Genomic DNA, 17,844 nt, shown 5'->3' with positions numbered 1-17,844 from the left:
CGTGTTTCCTGAGCCCACCGTGTTCGCCGCGCTCACTGCGTTGCCCCTGCGTATCACCGCGCTGCCCGCAGAAAAGCGCTGACTGCGGGACGATACAACGCCAACATCGCAAACGCCAGCACAATCACGTGCCCCAGAATCGCCACCCCCACCGTCTGCGTGACCAACCCCAACACGCTCACCGCGATGCTCGCCGCGCCACCGAGGGCCAGCGCACGCCGCGCGCCCAGCCCGGCCTTCCCCGGCGTGCGCAGCCGGGGCACCACGGCCGCCATGATGAGCGCCACCAGGAGATTCACCCCGCCTACGACCCCGAGATTGAGGCGGATCGTGGTTCCGGTGGCGCGGGGCAGATCGCTCAGCGCCGCGAAGGCGGCCAGCAGCATGAGCACCGCCGCCACCAGGCACAGCCCAAAGGCCGCCTTGAGGGCCGGGGGTACGGATCGATCATCAACCGACATGTCAGGTGATCCTACCGCCTCGGGGGTGGTGTGGGGCTGGTGGGAGTCACACCAGTCACACAGAGGCGAGGAAAAATCACTTCGCTGCGGTGTGGGGCAGGAGTGAATCACACGCGTCACACGGTGGCAGAGAAAAGTGCTTATCGACGCCCCGGACCCACACAGGCACACCTGCAAAGAAAAATCGACGCCGCACCCCCGCGACGTCGATAAGCCCCAATAAGCACAGCCCTACTCCGCGCTCTTGAGTTCCCCCGTCCACACCAGGGTCTCGCGGCGGAACACAAAGACCAGGGCCACCGCCGCGCCCACCCCGGCGAGGATCTGCAAGGAGCCGTCCGCAGCGTAGAAGCCCACAGGGATATTGGTGTGCCCCGGGGTCAGGGAGAAGATCATCACAGCGCGTACCACGAAGTAGAAGGCAAAGATCATGGTCACCCGGCGCGCGGCGGGGGCCCACTTGTGCCCGGTGTGCAGCACGCGCAGCAGCCAGGTCAGCAGCGCCACTATGCCAATGGCGATCATCCCGGAAAGGCTCACCCCCAGGTAGGTGGCGGTGGTGAGCAGGGACTCCGGGATTTCCTCGCCCACGCCCTGCGTTTCCGCGATCTCCTTGGTGGCGGCCTTGAGCGCGGAGGTATCCATGAGCGTCATCACCACGGAGAGCACCTGGTGGAGCAGTTCCGCGCCCAGCACCAGCCCCCATACCCGCGCCAGGAGGCTTATGCTCTCGGGCCGGGCGGGTGGGGTGGTATCGGCGTGTTGTTGTGTTGGGTGCACGGGGATCTTTCTTATTCTCGTAGGGCTCATTGCGGAGGGGCTCACTGAGGAGCGGTTTGAGGGGCAGTGTGAAGAGAGGTCATAAACGCAAAACTCATTAGCGCAGCAAGCGGGCGGCCTCGGTGGCAAAGTAGGTGAGGATCTGATCCGCCCCGGCGCGCTTGATGGAGAGCAGCGATTCCATCATCACGCGCTGCCCGTCCACCCAGCCGCGCTGGCCCGCGGCCTGGATCATGGCGTACTCGCCGGATACCTGGTAGGCGGCCACCGGCACCGGGGAGGCATCGGCCACCTGGCGCAGAATGTCCAGGTAGGGCAGGGCGGGTTTGACCATCACGAAGTCCGCGCCCTCGGCCACGTCCAGTTCCACCTCCAGCAGGGATTCCCGCGCGTTGGCGGGATCCTGCTGGTAGGCGCGGCGATCCCCCTCCAGGGAGGAGCCCACGGCCTCGCGGAAGGGGCCGAAGAAAGCGGAGGCGTACTTGGCTGAGTAGGCCATGATCGCCACGTCGCTAAAGCCCTGGGCGTCCAGGGCCTCGCGGATCGCGGCGATCTGCCCGTCCATCATGCCGGACGGGCTGACGATGTGCGCCCCGGCCCACGCCTGGGCCACCGCCATGTCCTGATAGAGCGGCAGGGTGGCGTCGTTATCCACGATGCTCACCCCGTAGCGGTCGGTGCCCAGCACCCCGCAGTGGCCGTGATCGGTGAACTCGTCCAGGCAGGTATCGGCCATCACCAGGAGGTCGTCACCGAACTCCTCGCGCAGCGCGCGCACCCCCCGGTTGAGCACTCCCTCGGGGTCCCAGGCCACGGAACCGGTGGCGTCCTTGTTCTCCGGCAGCGGCACCCCAAAGAGGTCCACGCAGCGCACCCCGGCGTCCAGGGCCTCGTGGGCGGCGCGCAGCAGGGAGTCCGTGGTGTGCTGGTGTACGCCCGGCATGGAGGCGATCTCCCTGGGTTGCTCCAGGCCCTCGGCCAGGAACATCGGCAGGATCAGATCGGCCGGACGCAGGGCGGTCTCGGCCACCAGTTCCCGCATAGCGGGGGTGGTGCGCAGTCGGCGCGGCCTGCGCACCGGAGGGGTCAGGCTGGACACGGGTATCTTCCAATCGCGGTCGGGGATAAGGCCGTGTCCCATCCTAAGCCCGCCACCTATGCTTTACGACGCGCCCTGCGCTTCTTCCTCGGCGGCGGCAACTGCCCGGCGGCGCGCAGAGAGGCCACGTGGGCCGCGAGCGCGTCCACCAGGGCGGGAACGTCCGCCTCCTCCGGCATGACATCGACGCGCAAGCCCATCTCGCGCGCCACCTGGGCGGTAGCCGGGCCGATCACGGCGATGATGGTGCGGCGGTGCGGCTTGCCCGCGATCCCCACCAGGTTCTTCACGGTGGAGCCGGAGGTGAAGCACACGGCATCAAACCCGCCGGTCTTAATCATGTCCCGCACCTCGGCGCTCGGCGGGGCGGCGCGCACGGTGCGGTAGGCCACCACGTCGTCCACCTCCCACCCGGCATGGTGCAGGCCCTCCACCAGGAGGTCGCTGCCCAGATCGGCGCGCGGGAGCAGCACGCGGCCCACCGGATCGAGGTCCTCCACGTACTCGGGGAACACCTCCACCAGGCCCTGAGCGTTCTGCTTGGTGGCGGGCGGGGTGACCTCCGGGGTGAGCCCCAGGGCCTTAATGGCCTGGGAGGTCTTGCGGCCCACCGCCGCCAGGTGCACGCCGGCAAAGGCGCGCGCATCCAGCCCAAAGGCGGTGATCTTATCCCACACCGCCTCCACGGCATTGACGGAGGTGAAGATGATCCACTGGTAGCGGCCCTCCACGATGCCCTTAATGGCGCGCTCCATCTGCGCCGGGTTGCGCGGGGGTTCTAAGGAGATGGTGGGCACCTCCTGGGGGATCGCGCCGTGGCTGGCCAGGCGCGCGCTCATGGGCCCGGCCTGGGACTTGGCGCGCGGCACCAGCACCCGCCAGCCATACAGGGGGCGGTTTTCCCACCAGGAGTACTTGGAGCGATCGTCCACGGCGGTACCCAGGGTAATCACCAGGCGGCCCGGCAACTCCACATCGAGCTTGGCCAGGGTACCCAGGGTGGCGTCAAAGGTGCGCTGCAAGCGCGTGGTGCCATTGACCGTGACGGAGGCCGGAGTGCCCGCGCCCAGCCCCCTGGCCAGGAGTTCCTCCGCGATGATGCCCAGATCCTCGCGGGTGGCCTGAAGCACCAGCGGTTGCGGGGCGGCGGCCAACTGGTCCCAGTCCGCGCCACCGCCGGTGACGTCCGTTTCCGTGAACGTGGAACCCAGGGCGATTCCGGCAAAGGCCGGAACGGTGGAGGGCAAGGACATTCCCGGCACCACCTGGAACTCCGCCCCAGTCTCCGCCACGGCGGAGATCTCCGCCAGCACGGATTCCCGGGACAAGGGGTTGCCCGCCACCAGGCGAATCACGTCCTCGCCGCCCTGCACGGCCTCGGCCAGGTTCGCGGCAATCTCGGCCGGGTTGGGGTCGGCCACCTCCCGAATATCGGCGGCGGTGGGGGGCGCGGGGCGCGGCGGCTTGCGGCGCGCCCCCTGGGTGCGGGCCTCCTCCACCAGGGCCTCGTATTCCTTTTCCGCGGCGTCGATCTTCTCCTGCGGCACCGGGAGGTTGGCGGCCACGATCTCCCGCACGCCGCTGAGCACCTCCGCGTCCGTATAGGCCACGGCGGTTTCCGCCAGCACCTCGCGGGCCCGAATGGTCAGCAAATCTGGATTGCCCGGTCCTGCGCCAACAAAGATGACCGTGCCCGGCTGGGGGGTCTGCGGCGTGCTCTGAGGCGCACAAGCCTGGTGGGCCATACTCATATGCTTCTTTTCTAGTTCTTGGACAGGGTCAAAGGACGCCTCGCGGGCTGCGCGGCACCACGTGGGCGTGCCGGACTACAGCGCGAGGCGTTAGCTTCGATTCCGCAGGGCGATCTTCATGCCCCGGTCGCCACCGCAGAATCACAGTGTGGTATTAACACCATAAAATATGGCCGGATAAATAGGAAACCGGCTCGGCTCCCTATGCCGCGCGGCGCTGCCCTTGCGGGTCAAGTTGCGCCGCATAGCGCCGCGCCAGCGGGGTGGTCACCACGATGTAATCCACCGTGGCCTTATCCAGGGCAATCACCAGCCCGGCGCGACCGCCCTTGGCCCCCGAACCGGAGTGACACACGGCAAAAACGGTGCCCTGCGGGGTGTGGAACGTCCCCGTGGTGGTCAAACCCTTGATCCTGGTGGCCGAGACCCCCGGCCCGGAGGCCTGGGCGGCAGACTTAATCTCCGGGAGCGCAAACACATCGTCCACCGCGCGGGCGCCCACGATGGCGCGCACGGGGACGGTGAGGTGGGAGCGGTGCGCGGCGATCTTTTCCCACCAGTCCAAAGTAATGGTCACCTGAGTATCGGTGATCTGTAAATAAGCCATGGTGGGTACCCAGTGTAAGCGCCCGGGCACGCTAATCCCAGCGGGACGCGGCCCCGGCGCACACAGACTACCCCGCCATGACCTCCGCCGCCCCCTCGGCCAGGAGCACGCGGGCGGCTTCCCGGCCCAACTCCGTGGCCTGGTTCCGGGGCGCGCGGTGCTCCACCAGCAGGCGCTGGGAGCCATCGAGGGCAAAGACCCCGGCGCGCAGCACCAGTTCCTCGCCCTCGATCACGGCGTGGGCCGCCACCGGGGCGGTACACCCAGCCTCCAGGGTGGCGAGCAGGGAACGCTCGGCGCGGGCGCGGTCGGCGGATTCGGGGTGGGTCAGGGCGTCAAGGGCCGCCACGGCGGGGGCGTCCTCGGCGCGGCACTCCACGGCCAGCGCACCCTGGGCGGGGGCGGGCAGGAATACCTCGGGGTCAAAGACCTCGGTGGCGCGGTCCTGCTTGCCCACGCGGAGCAGCCCGGCGTAGGCCAGCACGATCGCGTCCAGTTCCCCGGAGGCGACCTTGCCCATGCGGGTATCAATGTTGCCGCGCAGGGGACGAATATCGAGGTCCGGGCGCAGGGCGCGGAGTTGGGAAATGCGCCGGGGCGCGGAGGTACCCACGCGCGCGCCCTCGGGGAGATCACTGAGAGTGAGGCCGTCGCGCGCGATCAGGGCCTCGCGGGGGTCCTCCCTGGGCGGCACCACGAGGTGAAAGCGGGGGTCGGGGGCGGTGGGCAGATCCTTGAAGGAGTGAATGGCCGCAGCGCACTCCCCGGCCGCCATCGCCTCGCGCAGGGCCTGGGTGAACACGCCCACACCGATGCGCTCCACCGGGGCCATGTTCACGTCCCCTTCCGTGGTCACGATGTGCAACTCGGCGGGAGTACCGGCAGCGATGAGGGCGTCGCGCACGTGCCCGGCCTGGGTGGTGGCCAGCACGCTTCCGCGCGTGCCCAGGGTCAGCGGTGTGTGGGTCATGGGAAGCCTGCTCCTTATTTATTACTGCGGGAAATCGCTGCGCGGCAGGTCACTGGCGGGCAGCGCCACGCTGCGCGCGGGGGTGGGTTCGAGGTTAAAGAGTTCCTGCAAGGCGGACTCGTAGGAGACCACGCCGGAGGTCACCGCCAGTTCCTTCACCCGCACCGTGGGGGCGTGCAGCAGTTTATCCACCACGCGGCGCACGGTGCGCGAGACCTCCTGGTACTCCCCCTCCGCCATGTCCGGGGCGCGGCCGCGCAGGCGCTCCAGCTCGGCGTCGATGAGGTCGGCGGCGTGGCGTCGTAAGGCAGTCACGGCGGGGGCGACGTCGCGCACGCGCTGCTCCGAGGTAAAACGCTGCATTTCCTCGTCCACGATCGCGCGCGCCTGCTCCTCCACCGCGCTGGTGGCCTGCGTGCCTCGCCGGTGCAGCCGCTCGATGTTTACCAGGTGCATGCCCTCGATATTTCCCACGTGCGGCGCAATATCGCGCGGCAGGGAAAGGTCGATGAGGGTGAGCGGCCCGGGCAGCTTAGCGACGTCCCCCGGCGTCACCGTGAAATAATCCGCGCCGGTGGCGGAGACCACCATGTCCACCTGCCCGATCACCGCGCCGCGCTGCTCGAAGTCCACCACCTCGGCCGTCACCCCGGCCTCGCGGGCGTGCTCGGCCAGGCGCTCGGCGCGGGAACGGGTGCGATTGGCCAGCACCAACCTGCCCACTCCCAGCCTGCCCAGGTGCGTGGCAGCCAGGGAGGCCATCGCCCCGGCCCCCAGCACCAGGGCCGAGCGGCCTTCTAACGGGTGGGGGCCGCCCAAACCCTGCGCGGCCAGGGCCTCCTCCATCGCCAGGGTGACCATCGAGGCCCCCTCATCGTCGATGCTCGTCTCCGCGTGCACGCGCTTGCCCGCGTGCAGGGCCGCCTGGGTTAGCCCATGCAGCGCCTGGCCCACCGTGCCTTTCTGCGTGGCCTCCTGGTAGGCGCTGCGCACCTGGCCGATGATCTGCTGCTCGCCCACCACCATGGAATCCAGCCCGGAGGCCACCTCCATCATGTGCTCGGCGGCGGCCTCGGCGTAGCGCACATACAGGTAGCCGCGCAGGGTATCCATGTCCACCCCGGAGACCTCGTGCAGCACGCTCACCACGTCCTGCACCCCCGGGTGGAAGCCGGTGGCCACGGAATATACCTCCAGGCGGTTGCAGGTGGAGATAATCATGGCCTCGGAGAGCGCCGGGCGCTCCAGCAACAGGGAGGTGGCCTCCTCCCGCACGGCATCATCCATGCTCAGCTTTTCCAGCAATTCCACCGGAGCCGATCGGTGCGACATGCCCACCACGAGCACACTCACGTTGCCATTCACCGCTTTCTGCCACATCCCCCAACTTTAGGCGGATAATAGGGGAATCTTTCAGTTGAGGCCAACCGTAATAGGCTTTCTCCCCTCAGACCAACAAAGCGTGGCCTAACTCCTCGTTATCCACCTCCCAGCAGGCAAACTCCTCCCCGTCCAGCACCACCACGGGCACCCGATCCCCAAACTCCGCCGCCCACTCCACATCGGAGTCCACGTCGCAGATCTCCAAGGGTACCCCATGCCGCTCCAACAACGGCCTAATCTGCGCCTCCACCCGCGCACACGAGCCACAGGTGGAGCGCACCATCAACTGAACACGATGTTTCTGCACACTCTCCGTCCTACCAGGCCTACGATGGTGGGCGTGCATGAGATCCACCCGCCCTCCTTTCCCGCCTCGCCGCGCGACTTCCTGGTCAATTGGTCCATCAGCCACGGCAACCTGCGGCGCTTCCTCGCCAGCACCGCGCTGCCCCCGCTTGGCGACGACCAGCAGGAAGAGGCAGGGCGCGCCGCCGCGGCCGCCGCGGTGGAACAGAACTACGGGATCTCACTGGAATCCTTCCACTCCGGCATCGAATCCGTCAGCGGCTCCATCGAGGCCGCAGGCTCCCTGCGCCTCTCCCCCACCGACCCCGAGGTGCCCCAGGACGCCGGCGTGGCCGCCTTCTTCGACGTGGACAACACCCTCATTCAGGGCTCCTCCCTGGTGGCCCTGGCCTTTGGCCTGGCCCGCAAGCGCTACTTCCGGCTCACCGAGATCATTCCGATGGCATGGAAGCAGCTCAAGTTCCGCCTCACCGGCTCCGAAAACGCCGAGGACATGGCCGCCGGGCGCAATCAGGCCCTAGAGTTCATCAAGGGCCGCAGCGTGGCGGAACTCACCGAACTCTGCGAGGAGATCGTGGACCGCCACATGCTCGACAAAGCCTTCCCTGGCACCCGCGATCTCGCCGCCATGCACCTCGCGGCGGGCCAGCAGGTATGGCTGGTCACCGCCACGCCGGTGCAACTTGCCCAGATCCTCGCCCAGCGCTTTGGCTTCACCGGGGCACTCGGTACCGTAGCCGAGGTCAAGGACGGCAAATTCACCGGGAAACTCGTGGGCGATATTCTCCACGGGCCCGGCAAGAAACACGCCGTGGCGGCCCTGGCGGCCCTGGAAAAACTCGATCTGGAGCGCTGCACCGCGTACTCGGATTCCTCCAATGACATCCCCATGCTCAGCATGGTGGGCACCGCCGTGGCGATCAACCCCGACCGCGCTTTGCGACGCGCCGCCCACCGGCGCGGCTGGCTGGTGCGCGACTACCGCAACGTGCGCAAGGCGATCCGCACCTACGGGCTGCCGGGGCTGGCGACGGCCGGGTTCAGTCTGCTGGGGTGGAGGTTGCGGCGGGGGTGGGCGGGGTAGGGGTGCCTGGCAGGCGAGCCTGACGTGTAATATCCTCCTAGAACACAGGGGAAAACTTGGGGGTAGACGGGGTTATGAGTACGCGCCGCACGAAGCATGATGCGTAATATCCAAATCAGAGCACAGGGAGAGGGAAAGGGGTGAGGCAGATGCCTGCGTTTGCAGAGCGTTTGGCCCCGGAACAGGTGGCCGCGATCCGCCGTGAGGCTACGGACGCTGCAACCAACATCCTTGAGAAGTACTGGGATACCGATACATTTCCGGTCGATCCATTTGAGATCGCCACACGGTATGGAGCGGAAGTCCATCGAGGGGACATGCCCGAAGACGTAGAGGGATTGTTCCGCCCCAAGGGGGACCAATACAAACTCCCCCAAATCTGGGTAGACACGGATTACTCTTTTGTTCGGCAGCGGTTCACCTGCGCGCACGAGTTAGGGCACATGGTGGAGGATGGGGAAACCTCCCAGATTGACCGTCGTAGGGATGATAATTCCGCCAAAGGGAGCGATCCCCACGAAGTGTATGCCAACGCTTTTGCCGCAGAACTCCTCATGCCAGGCTATGCCGTCAGGCAACTGTGGCAGCTGGGCGCGGATTTATTCTCACTCGCCTCATTCTTTGGCGTCTCTAAACCCTCCATGGAGTATCGGTTAAAGAATCTAAGGCTGATCTGATGGCAAACTCAGAGGTGGATGACGCCATCGCCAGCTCCAAGGAAAGCTCCGGGGCTACAAGTGACAAGACCGGAAGGAATAGCCTTGCCTCCTATTCAGAAGAGTTAAATAAACTCAAGATAGAGGATCACCGGCTCGATTCCCGACTCAAAAAGGTCTTAGGATACGGAATACCAATCCTTGTCCTTTTACAGCTGATTGTGATGGACATCGTTTTTATCGGATATGCCTACATACAGGTGATCGATAGAAGTCTTCCACTCTCCGATTCCATCATCATCGCTTGGATCACCACCACCATCGCTCAAGTGATTGGTCTGGCGATGGTGGTGACAAAATACCTTTTCCCTGGGGCTGGATCCAACTGGACCCATGAACCTGGGCATCATCATAGATACGGTGAATAGCGCTAGGATGTTTACCCTAGCGCAACAACTGTAGACGTCTGTTCCCAAGAAAAGTTCACACCGTAGAGACAGTTTTGATAGCAGACCCCACTTATCTACCATCTAAAACACAAACGCCTCTGGGGAGACCGCCGATGGTGGTCTCCCCAGAGGCATTGCCCTATGCTGCTATGCCGTATATCGCAGCAAACAGCCCAAGAAGGCTTTACTTGCCCAACTTACGACGCTGCACGCGCGTGCGTCGCAGCATCTTGCGGTGCTTCTTCTTGGACATGCGCTTGCGGCGCTTCTTAATCACGGAACCCATAGGGCTACCTCACTTACCTCGTTGTTGTACTTCTGTTCTGCCGAGCACGCGCACCTGTGCTGGCACGAATGCTCTCCACTTTAGCGGCAGCACTAGGTGCTACCAAAAATCACACCCGCCACGCCCCACACAGAAGCAAGCCAAGTAGAGCCTCGGACCCAGCAAGCCCCGATAGGACGCGGCGGGCGGTCTAGATCAAAGGGAACTCTACCCCACCTCGTAGTACGAGGAGTCCAGGTACTCGTTCACCGCCTTGTCGTGCACGCGGAAGGAGCGACCCACGCGCACGGCGGGCAGTTCACCGGAGTGCACCAGGCGGTACACGGTCATCTTGGAAACGCGCATGATCTCCGCGACCTCCGCGACCGTCAGAAAAGTTCCTTTATCTTCATTAGCCATAGTTACCTAACCCTTCACAAGCAGGTGGCGCGCTGTAGGCTTCCCCTCCCACAGAACGAATCACGCACGTGCTGCAACAAGTTTAGCGTGAAATGTGTGACTGGTGCGACCTGAGTCCATGCCGGGTGCCCAAAGGGGCCTGGTGCTGCGGAAAGTGCCTCATGGGGCACCACAAACAGCCACGAGCAGCCCCAGCCCCACAGGCCTTAGTCCTCCACAGGAGGCGCCACCGGGGCACCCAGTTCCTTGGAACGCAGCGCGCAAGCCTCCGCCGCGCGGAAGAACGCACCCCGGATCCCCGATTCCTCCAACTCCCGCAGAGCCGCCACGGTGGTTCCCGCCGGGGAGGAGACATTAGCGCGCAGCGTCGTGGCGTCGGCCCCCTCCTGGGCCAGCATGGCCCCCGCTCCCTCGATCGCACCGGAAGCCAGCCTCGTGGCCACGTCGCGCGTGAGGCCAAGGCTCACCCCGGCGTCGATAAGCGCCTCCGCAACCAGGTACACGTAGGCCGGGGAGGAACCCGCCAGGGCCGTCACGGCGTCCATGTCCTCCTCGGCCACCTCCACCACGGTGCCCACGGCGCTGAGCAGTTCCTTGACGGCGCTGGCCTGCTCCTCACTCACGAAGCGCCCCGAGGCCACCGCGCACACGCCCTTGCCCACCATCATGGGGGTATTGGGCATGACGCGCACGATGGCCGTGCCCGCGGAAAGATCCTCCTGGAGGGAGGCCAGGGAAAGACCAGCCGCCATAGAGACCACGGTGGTGTCTGCATCGTTATCGTTGATGGTTTCCGCGATCTCGCGCAGCACGCCGCCGATCATCTTGGGCTTCACACACAGAAACACCGTCTCCGCCCCGGAAGCCGCCTGGGTGTTATCCGAGGTGGTTTCCACGCCGTAGCGCTCGCGGAGGTATTCGCTGCGCTCCGAGGAACGGTTGGTCACCACGATCTGTGCGGGGCTAGTGCCCGCCGCCACGAGGCCGCCTACGAGGGCCTCACCGATTTTTCCGCCGCCAATTACTGCGATTGAAGTCATGCACCCCACCCTGCCATAGGTGCACGCGCCGCGCAGCAGAGGCATCACAGCACAGCAGCCACCGCCGCGCCGCAGCCAGCACGCGAGCCTCAGCCACCTAAACCCACGTGCCCCCAGCCATAGAAAAGCCGGGCGGTCAGCCAACCGCCCGGCTTCCACGACCTCACCAATAAGGCCGCCTCAGTGAACTATCCCTGAAGCATATGCGGAATATAGGGGCCAAAGGTCATCAGCAGGCCCACCACGGCCGCCAGGCTCATGGAAACGCCATCGCGCGCGGTGCGCAGGGCGTGTACCACGCCCACCATGATCCCGGTGACGGCAATTGCCAGCACGCCCACCAGAATGCGGCTCAGCCCGGAGGACCACAGTTGATCAAAGCCGATGAACACCAGGGCACCGAGCACCACGCCCATCACGGCCAGGAGCACCGCCGAGCCAGCCCCAGTGCGGGGCTCCGGCTCGCGCTTCTTCTTCGCGCCCTCGCCGGGCTTCTGCGGCTTCTTGCCCTTGGCGGAGTCCTCGGACTTCTTTTCCCCGCTCGCGGCACCGGCCTCCGCGTCCTTCTCAGGACGCTGGTAAAGGCTGGCCACCGGAGCGGAGTTTTTGTCTCCCACGCGGGGGATACGCCCGGTCTCCTCCGCAGCGTTCTCCTGCGCGGAGGCCTTGGCCCCCTTGGTCTGAGCGCCCGCAGCGCTGCCCGCCTTTCCGGCGGTCTGGGAAGCGTTCTTGGCCTGCTTCTGCGCGTTAGTGCCACCCACGCGCAAGATCACGGCGGTTTCCTCCGCCGAGGGCTCCACGGCCGAGACGGGCTTCTGGGCACCAGCGGCACCCGGAATCCCCGCAGCCGGGCGGGCACCGGGCTTACTGCCCTGCGCGGCACCCGCCGTGCTCTGCGTACTCTGAGTCGAGCCCTGACCGGGGCGCTGCCCGGCCCGGCGCGCGGAATCGGGAATGGGCCACGCGGCCTTGCCCTGCGGCACCACTCCCTGCGCGCCCTGGGGCGTTACTCCCTGGGTTCCCCTGGTTCCCTGGTTCACGCTCGTCTGCGAGGAGCCCGAGCGCTGAGGCCCCGCAGAACCCGCCCGTTGGGCACTAGAGCCCTGAGAACTAGAACCTTGGGCGCTAGAACGTTGAGAACCAGGCCGCTGCGGGCCGGACTGCTGAGCACCCGGCTTCTGCGCAGCGGGCTTCGTACCAGGCTGAGCCCCCGGACGCTGGTAACCCGCCTGCGGGCCGCCCGAACGCTGAGCACCGGGGCGCGCCGCAGGGGTAGATTTCCCCGCACTCGGAGTCTTAGCACCCGAGGCTTGCGGTGTACCAGAGGCCTGCGGCACACCCTGGGTTCGCCCAGCCGGTTTCTTGGCGGCGGCCGAAGGTGCCTGGTCCATAACACCCCGGGAGGCTGCCGAGCCGGAGGCACCACCGCGCGCCGCCACACCCGAGGCAGAAGCCGAAGCACCAGAACTCGGAGCACCCGAAGAAGAAGCCCCCGTGGCACCACCGGGGCGTCGAGAAGCAGAACCGGGAGCAACACCCGGCGCGGGCTTAACGGGGCTGGTGGCGGCGGGGGTGCGTCGAACGCTCTCCGGAGCCGCGCCGGTAGCGGAACCAGACGATGTAGCAGACCCGCCCGAAGCCGGACGCGGGGCGGACTGCACGCCCTGCCCCCGAGCGGGGGTGGGCGTGGGCTTAAATCCGGTCACCGAGGGCGTGGAGGAGGAGCGGGGGCGCCGCTCGGACTCCGGGGTATCAATGGGCACCGAGGAGTGGCGGGACTCGGCGGGCTTGTCCTTCACGCGGGAGAGGGAGCCCGTGAGTTCCGCCACGGAGATGCCGCCGTCCTCCAGGCTGCGGCGGCGACGTCGCCCGGTGGAACGCTGGGCAGCGCCGCCACGGTTGGCCTGGGCGCGTTCTAAAAGCTCGGCAACGGTGAGTTGCTTTTCCTCGTCACTCATCGTGCTTCCTCTCCTCTTTCCAGTCCCTTGTCTATCCGCTGTAGAATAACGCCCTCGCGCAGCGCCCACGGGCAAATATCAATCTTTTCCAAGCCCAGGGCGCGCATGGCGGCCTCGGCCACCAGCGCTCCCGCCACGATCTGATGCGACCTATCCGAACTCACGCCCTCTAGTTCCGCGCGATCCGAGGCCGTCATGCGGGAGATGAAGGCGATCAGTTGGCGCAGGCCGGGAGCGGTGAGCGTGCGCGTCACGTAGGGCCCCTCCGCGGACGGCGCGGCACCCGTGAGCCGGGCCAGGGTGCGGAACGTCTTGGAGGTGCCCACGGCGATGCGGGCGGGGCCAAAACTACGCACCTGGCGGGCCGGTTCCACCAACTCGGCGTCAATGAAGTCGCGCAGCAGATTGATCTTTTTCCGCTCGGGCGGATCGGTATCAAACCACTCGTGGGTCAATCTACCCGCTCCGAGGTTGAGCGAAAAAGCGGCGTCCGGCTGCTCGTCCGAGCCCGTGGAGATTTCCAGGGAGCCGCCGCCGATGTCCAGGTTGGTGATCCGCCCGGCGGACCAGCCGTGCCAGCGGCGCACCGCCAGGAAGGTCAGGCGCGCCTCGTCCTCCCCGGAGAGCACCTCCAGCCGCACGCCGGTTTCCTTGTGCACGTGGGCGAGCACGTCCTCGGAGTTGGTGGCGGAGCGCACCGCCGAGGTAGCAAAGGCGATCAATTCCTCGCAGCCCAGTTGCCGGGCCAGATCGGCGGACTCGCTCACCGCCTTGGTGAGCTTCTTAATCCCCTTATCGTGGATGGCCCCCTGAGCGTCAAGGAGTTCCACGAGTTTGATCGCGGTCTTCCAATCGCTCATCGGAGTGGGCCGCCCGCCGGGCTTGGCATCCACCGCTACCAAATGAACAGTGTTGCTGCCCACATCCAATACACCTAATCGCACACCCTATAGGGTAGACGGTCTACCCTCATCAGGTGTGAATCACCCACAATCCACCCAGGTTTTTCTCGGTTTTCCCGCCTCCTCCCCCGCCGGGAAGTCCGTGGCCAGCGGTGTGGAAAAGGCCCCGGATTTCCCCCGGGAGTGGTTTGAGTTCACCCACCCCACCGATCCCCACCACGTGTTTAGCATCGACCTCACCTGGATGGAATCGCACTGGCACTGCACCTTTGGCACCAGCGCCTGCCACGGCATCAGCGCGGAGCTTCCCGACGTCGGCTGCTGCAACCACGGAGCCTTCCTCTCCGACGAGGTGGACCGCGATCAGCTTTACGACGCCGTCTCCGCCCTCCCCGCCCGCTACTGGCAGTTGCGCCCGGCAGGGGTAGAGGAATACCTCGCTCACGGCGAGCCCGAGGACCTGGAGCCCTGGCTGGTGTGGGACGAACTCGATGACGAGGAGGGCAACCCCGAGCCCGCCCTCAAAACCAAGGTGGTGGACGGGGCCTGCATCTTTGCCAACCGACGCGGCTGGCCCACCGGGGCCGGCTGCGCCATTCACCAGTGGTGCGTGGCCGAGGGCCGCGACCTCACCGTGGACAAGCCCGAGGTGTGCTGGCAACTCCCGCTGCGGCGCACCGAGGAATGGGAGGAGCGTGCCGACGGCACCGAGATCCTGCGCACCACCATCGGGGAATACGATCGCCGCGGCTGGGGCAACGGCGGGGAGGATTTTGACTGGTACTGCTCTAGCGCGCCCGGCTGCCACACCTCCGATACGCCGGTGTGGATCAGCCAGGAGGCGGAACTGCGTGCCCTCATGGGCGATTCCGCCTACGAGGTGCTGGCCGCGCACCTACGCGCGCGCGAGCAGGTACCGGAGGGGGTGTTGCCCATACACCCGGCGACGAGGGAGGCGCTCCACAAAGCCCAAGGCTCCACCCCCTAGAGCCTCCTAACGCTCGAACTTATACCCCAGCCCCCGAACCGTCACCAGGCGCGTGGGCTGCGAGGGCTCCCGCTCGATCTTGGCTCGCAGCCGCTTCACGTGCACGTCGAGGGTCTTGGTATCGCCCACATAGTTGGCCCCCCACACGCGGTCGATCAGTTGGCCCCGGGTGAGCACCCGCCCAGAGTTACGCAGGAAAAACTCCAGGAGTTCAAACTCCTTGAGCGGCATATTCACCTCGCGCCCGGCCACACTCACGGTGTGGCGCTCCACGTCCATGCGCACCTGCCCGGCGTAGAGAATATCCCCGCTGGCCTCTTCCTCCACGTCCACCGCGTTGAGTTCCACTCCGCCGTTGCGGCGCAGTACCGCGCGGATTCGGGCGATGAGTTCGCGGGAGGAATACGGCTTGGTCACGTAATCGTCCGCGCCGAGTTCCAGGCCCACCACCTTGTCAATCTCGGCGTCGCGGGCTGTCACCATGATCACCGGCACGTTGGAGGTGGCACGCAGTTCCCGGCATACGTCGGTGCCGGACATTCCGGGCAGCATGAGATCGAGCAGGACGATGTCCACCTCATTGTTGGCAAACTCCTCCAGGGCCGTTTGACCATCGCCGGCGATGATCGTGTCAAACCCCTCTTTGCGCAGCAGAAAGGCGAGTGGATCGGACAGCGATTCTTCGTCTTCAACGATCAAAACGGTTGTCATGAAGTTTTGTCCTTTCGCCGGTTCGTCACGCGCGAGACTGCCTTGAGCAAGGGCGGCTCGGTCGCATCGTCGTCCTCCGGGGCGGGCGGCAGATCCACCTGCTCCGGTGTGTAAATCGGAAGCTCAATGGTAAACGTCGAGCCCGTGCCGGGCTTCGACCACACCTTAATCGTACCGCCATGATTGGCCACCACGTGTTTGACTATGGCTAAGCCCAGCCCGGTTCCCCCGGTGGAGCGGGAACGCGCCTTGTCCACCCGGAAGAATCGCTCGAACACGCGCTTTTGATCCTCCAGCGCAATGCCAATTCCGCGATCGGTCACCCGAATCTGCACGGCCTCCCCGTCCACCACGCGCTGGGAAAGCGAGACGGGCGCGGAGGTGCCGGAATAGTTAATGGCGTTGCTCACCAGGTTGGATACGGCGGTAACCAGCAGGGATTTATTGGCATTGACCCACACTCCCGACGGCGCTCCGCGCAGCAGGGGGATGGAGTGGCCGTCGGCAGCCACCTGGTTGCGCGCCATGGCCTCGGTAATCACGTCATCCACCAGCACCGGCTCCATGTCCGGCAGGGCCTCGGCCCCCTGCAACTTGGAAAGCGAGATCAGCTCGTTGATGAGGTCGGACATACGCAGTGCCTCTTTGCGCAGGCGGGTGCCAAAGTAATCCACCTGCTCGGGGTCATCGGCGGACTCCACCAGGGCCTCGGCCAGCAGGGCCATGCCACCAACGGGGGTTTTAAGTTCGTGAGAGACGTTAGCCACAAAGTCGCGCCGCGCGGATTCCATGCGCACGTACTCGGACTCGTCGGTGCTGTAGACGATCACAAAGCGGTCGTCGATAAGCGTGAGCGGCTTGACCACCGCCCGCACGTTGGTCACCCGTGAGCCCGTGCGTCGCTCCGAGGTCACCAGGCTCAGCACGTGCGTTTCCTTGTCCTCGTGAACGCGCTGGGCCACCTCCCACACCTCCGGGTTCAGCGTGCGATCGTGCACCAAGCCCATCTCGTGCCCCCGCGCGTTGGAGAGCAGCACCTCGCCGCGCCGGTCGATCACCACCAGGCCCGTGGGGGAACCCTGAATGGCCAGGTGCAGCACCTGGCCGATGGTGGTCACCTGGTTTTCCTCCAGGGTGGCCGCCGCCCGGTAGCGGCGCGTGGCGGAGCGCAGGCGCGAAAAAAGCGGGGGGAGGCCACCTGCGAGGGCGGCCCCCGCCCCGAAGGCGAGGACGAGGGACCAGGACACCTTAAAGCGGCGCTATTACTTCTGCGCGCCCTGGGAGGCCACGGCGGCGGCACCGGCTGCGGCGGCCTCCGGGTCGAGGTAGGTGCCACCGGGGTTGGCCACGGTGCCCTCGGCGTCGATCTCGTAGACCAGCGGGATACCCGTGGGGATGTTCAGCTCCGCGATGTCCTCATCGGAGATCTTGTCCAGGTACTTCACCAGCGCGCGCAGGGAGTTGCCGTGCGCAGCCACCATGACCTCCTCGCCCCGCTTCACGCGCGGCAGGATTTCCTCCTCGAAGTAGGGCACCAGGCGCTCCACCACGTCCTTGAGGCACTCCGTGGCGGGCACCTGGGGGAGATCGGCGTAGCGGGGGTCGTTTGCCTGGGAGTACTCAGCATCCGCCGCCAGCTCGGGCGGCGGGGTGCCGTAGGAACGACGCCACTCCATGAACTGCTCGTCACCGTACTTCTCGCGGGTCTCCGCCTTGTTCAGGCCCTGCAATGCGCCGTAGTGGCGCTCGTTGAGCCGCCAATCGCGCTCCACGGGAATCCACAGGCGATCCGCGGCGTCGAGGGCAATATTCGCGGTGCGGATCGCACGGCGCAGCAGCGAGGTGTACAGCACCTGCGGCTTCAGCCCGGATTCCTTGATCAGCTCGCCGCCCCGGCGCGCCTCGGCCTCGCCCTTCTCGGTGAGGTTCACGTCCACCCAGCCGGTGAACTGGTTGGAGGCGTTCCACTCGCTCTGGCCGTGACGCAGCAGGATCAACTTTCCGTTACTCATGC

20 protein-coding genes are annotated in these 17,844 nt (G+C 66.1%); 4 read left to right on the top strand and 16 right to left on the bottom strand.

Annotated elements, in window-relative coordinates; all coding sequences use genetic code 11:
• Nucleotides 1-53: 53 nt before the first annotated feature.
• From OLW90_RS01320 to OLW90_RS01285, 8 genes are all read right to left on the bottom strand, one after another.
• Nucleotides 54-461 (bottom strand): hypothetical protein, encoded by a 408-nt coding sequence (locus OLW90_RS01320; protein ID WP_319650527.1) that lies wholly within the window; start codon nt 459-461, stop codon nt 54-56.
• Nucleotides 462-692: 231 nt separating this feature from the next.
• On the bottom strand, nt 693-1,241 hold the full coding sequence (locus OLW90_RS01315) for a hypothetical protein (protein ID WP_319650526.1): 549 nt from the start codon (nt 1,239-1,241) through the stop codon (nt 693-695).
• Between the two features lie 97 nt (nt 1,242-1,338).
• Nucleotides 1,339-2,382 (bottom strand): porphobilinogen synthase, encoded by a 1,044-nt coding sequence (hemB, locus tag OLW90_RS01310; protein WP_319650525.1) that lies wholly within the window; start codon nt 2,380-2,382, stop codon nt 1,339-1,341.
• 14 nt (nt 2,383-2,396) lie between these two features.
• Nucleotides 2,397-4,085, bottom strand: a complete 1,689-nt coding sequence (locus OLW90_RS01305; RefSeq protein WP_319651804.1) for a bifunctional uroporphyrinogen-III C-methyltransferase/uroporphyrinogen-III synthase — start codon at nt 4,083-4,085, stop codon at nt 2,397-2,399.
• 208 nt (nt 4,086-4,293) lie between these two features.
• The gene (locus OLW90_RS01300) at nt 4,294-4,698 is read right to left on the bottom strand and encodes a hypothetical protein (protein WP_319650523.1); all 405 of its coding nucleotides are present in this window, start codon (nt 4,696-4,698) and stop codon (nt 4,294-4,296) included.
• Nucleotides 4,699-4,765: 67 nt separating this feature from the next.
• The gene (gene hemC, locus OLW90_RS01295) at nt 4,766-5,668 is read right to left on the bottom strand and encodes a hydroxymethylbilane synthase (RefSeq protein WP_319650521.1); all 903 of its coding nucleotides are present in this window, start codon (nt 5,666-5,668) and stop codon (nt 4,766-4,768) included.
• A gap of 21 nt (nt 5,669-5,689) precedes the next feature.
• The gene (locus tag OLW90_RS01290) at nt 5,690-7,021 is read right to left on the bottom strand and encodes a glutamyl-tRNA reductase (protein WP_319651803.1); all 1,332 of its coding nucleotides are present in this window, start codon (nt 7,019-7,021) and stop codon (nt 5,690-5,692) included.
• Between the two features lie 94 nt (nt 7,022-7,115).
• Nucleotides 7,116-7,358, bottom strand: a complete 243-nt coding sequence (locus tag OLW90_RS01285; RefSeq protein WP_319650520.1) for a glutaredoxin family protein — start codon at nt 7,356-7,358, stop codon at nt 7,116-7,118.
• 24 nt (nt 7,359-7,382) lie between these two features.
• On the opposite strand from OLW90_RS01285, the gene OLW90_RS01280 reads away from it, so the two are divergent.
• The 3 genes from OLW90_RS01280 to OLW90_RS01270 all read left to right on the top strand — a co-directional run bounded on the left by OLW90_RS01280 (nt 7,383) and on the right by OLW90_RS01270 (nt 9,525).
• The gene (locus OLW90_RS01280) at nt 7,383-8,441 is read left to right on the top strand and encodes an HAD-IB family hydrolase (RefSeq protein WP_319651802.1); all 1,059 of its coding nucleotides are present in this window, start codon (nt 7,383-7,385) and stop codon (nt 8,439-8,441) included.
• A 149-nt stretch (nt 8,442-8,590) separates the two neighbouring features.
• Nucleotides 8,591-9,118 (top strand): ImmA/IrrE family metallo-endopeptidase, encoded by a 528-nt coding sequence (locus OLW90_RS01275; protein WP_319650518.1) that lies wholly within the window; start codon nt 8,591-8,593, stop codon nt 9,116-9,118.
• A complete protein-coding gene (locus OLW90_RS01270) occupies nt 9,118-9,525 on the top strand; it encodes a hypothetical protein (protein WP_319650517.1) in 408 nt (135 codons plus the stop codon). The genes OLW90_RS01275 and OLW90_RS01270 overlap by 1 nt, the downstream gene beginning before the upstream one ends.
• A gap of 205 nt (nt 9,526-9,730) precedes the next feature.
• Here OLW90_RS01270 and OLW90_RS01265 read toward each other — a convergent pair whose 3' ends face one another.
• The 5 genes from OLW90_RS01265 to OLW90_RS01245 form a co-directional block, all read right to left on the bottom strand.
• Nucleotides 9,731-9,832 carry a 30S ribosomal protein bS22 gene (locus OLW90_RS01265; protein WP_003855542.1) on the bottom strand — a complete coding sequence of 34 codons (102 nt, stop codon included), beginning with the start codon at nt 9,830-9,832 and terminating at the stop codon, nt 9,731-9,733.
• Nucleotides 9,833-10,039: 207 nt separating this feature from the next.
• Complete coding sequence (locus OLW90_RS01260; protein WP_055122352.1) at nt 10,040-10,231, bottom strand: helix-turn-helix domain-containing protein; 192 nt, start codon at nt 10,229-10,231, stop codon at nt 10,040-10,042.
• Nucleotides 10,232-10,437: 206 nt separating this feature from the next.
• Nucleotides 10,438-11,271, bottom strand: coding sequence for a pyrroline-5-carboxylate reductase (gene proC / locus OLW90_RS01255; protein WP_319650506.1), 834 nt, complete (start codon nt 11,269-11,271; stop codon nt 10,438-10,440).
• Nucleotides 11,272-11,459: 188 nt separating this feature from the next.
• Entirely contained in the window at nt 11,460-13,229 is a 1,770-nt protein-coding gene (locus OLW90_RS01250) for a hypothetical protein (protein WP_319650505.1), read from the bottom strand.
• Complete coding sequence (locus OLW90_RS01245; protein WP_319650503.1) at nt 13,226-14,173, bottom strand: Ppx/GppA phosphatase family protein; 948 nt, start codon at nt 14,171-14,173, stop codon at nt 13,226-13,228. Before OLW90_RS01245 ends, OLW90_RS01250 begins: the two co-directional genes overlap by 4 nt.
• 34 nt (nt 14,174-14,207) lie before the next feature.
• Between OLW90_RS01245 and OLW90_RS01240 the strand changes: the two genes are divergently transcribed.
• Nucleotides 14,208-15,119 carry a hypothetical protein gene (locus tag OLW90_RS01240; RefSeq protein ID WP_319650502.1) on the top strand — a complete coding sequence of 304 codons (912 nt, stop codon included), beginning with the start codon at nt 14,208-14,210 and terminating at the stop codon, nt 15,117-15,119.
• Between the two features lie 6 nt (nt 15,120-15,125).
• Here the strand turns inward: OLW90_RS01240 and OLW90_RS01235 are convergent, their stop codons facing one another.
• From OLW90_RS01235 to OLW90_RS01225, 3 genes are read right to left on the bottom strand one after another with little or no spacing between them, the layout of a single operon-like run.
• Complete coding sequence (locus OLW90_RS01235) at nt 15,126-15,830, bottom strand: response regulator transcription factor (RefSeq protein WP_319650501.1); 705 nt, start codon at nt 15,828-15,830, stop codon at nt 15,126-15,128.
• A complete protein-coding gene (locus OLW90_RS01230) occupies nt 15,827-17,077 on the bottom strand; it encodes a sensor histidine kinase (protein ID WP_319650500.1) in 1,251 nt (416 codons plus the stop codon). The genes OLW90_RS01235 and OLW90_RS01230 overlap by 4 nt, the downstream gene beginning before the upstream one ends.
• A gap of 15 nt (nt 17,078-17,092) precedes the next feature.
• The gene (locus OLW90_RS01225) at nt 17,093-17,842 is read right to left on the bottom strand and encodes a phosphoglyceromutase (protein WP_319650498.1); all 750 of its coding nucleotides are present in this window, start codon (nt 17,840-17,842) and stop codon (nt 17,093-17,095) included.
• Between the last annotated feature and the right edge of the window lie 2 nt (nt 17,843-17,844).

The organism is Corynebacterium sp. 21KM1197 (assembly GCF_033783015.1).
Classification (GTDB): Bacteria; Actinomycetota; Actinomycetes; order Mycobacteriales; family Mycobacteriaceae; genus Corynebacterium.
This window is presented reverse-complemented; position numbering and strand designations above follow the sequence as displayed.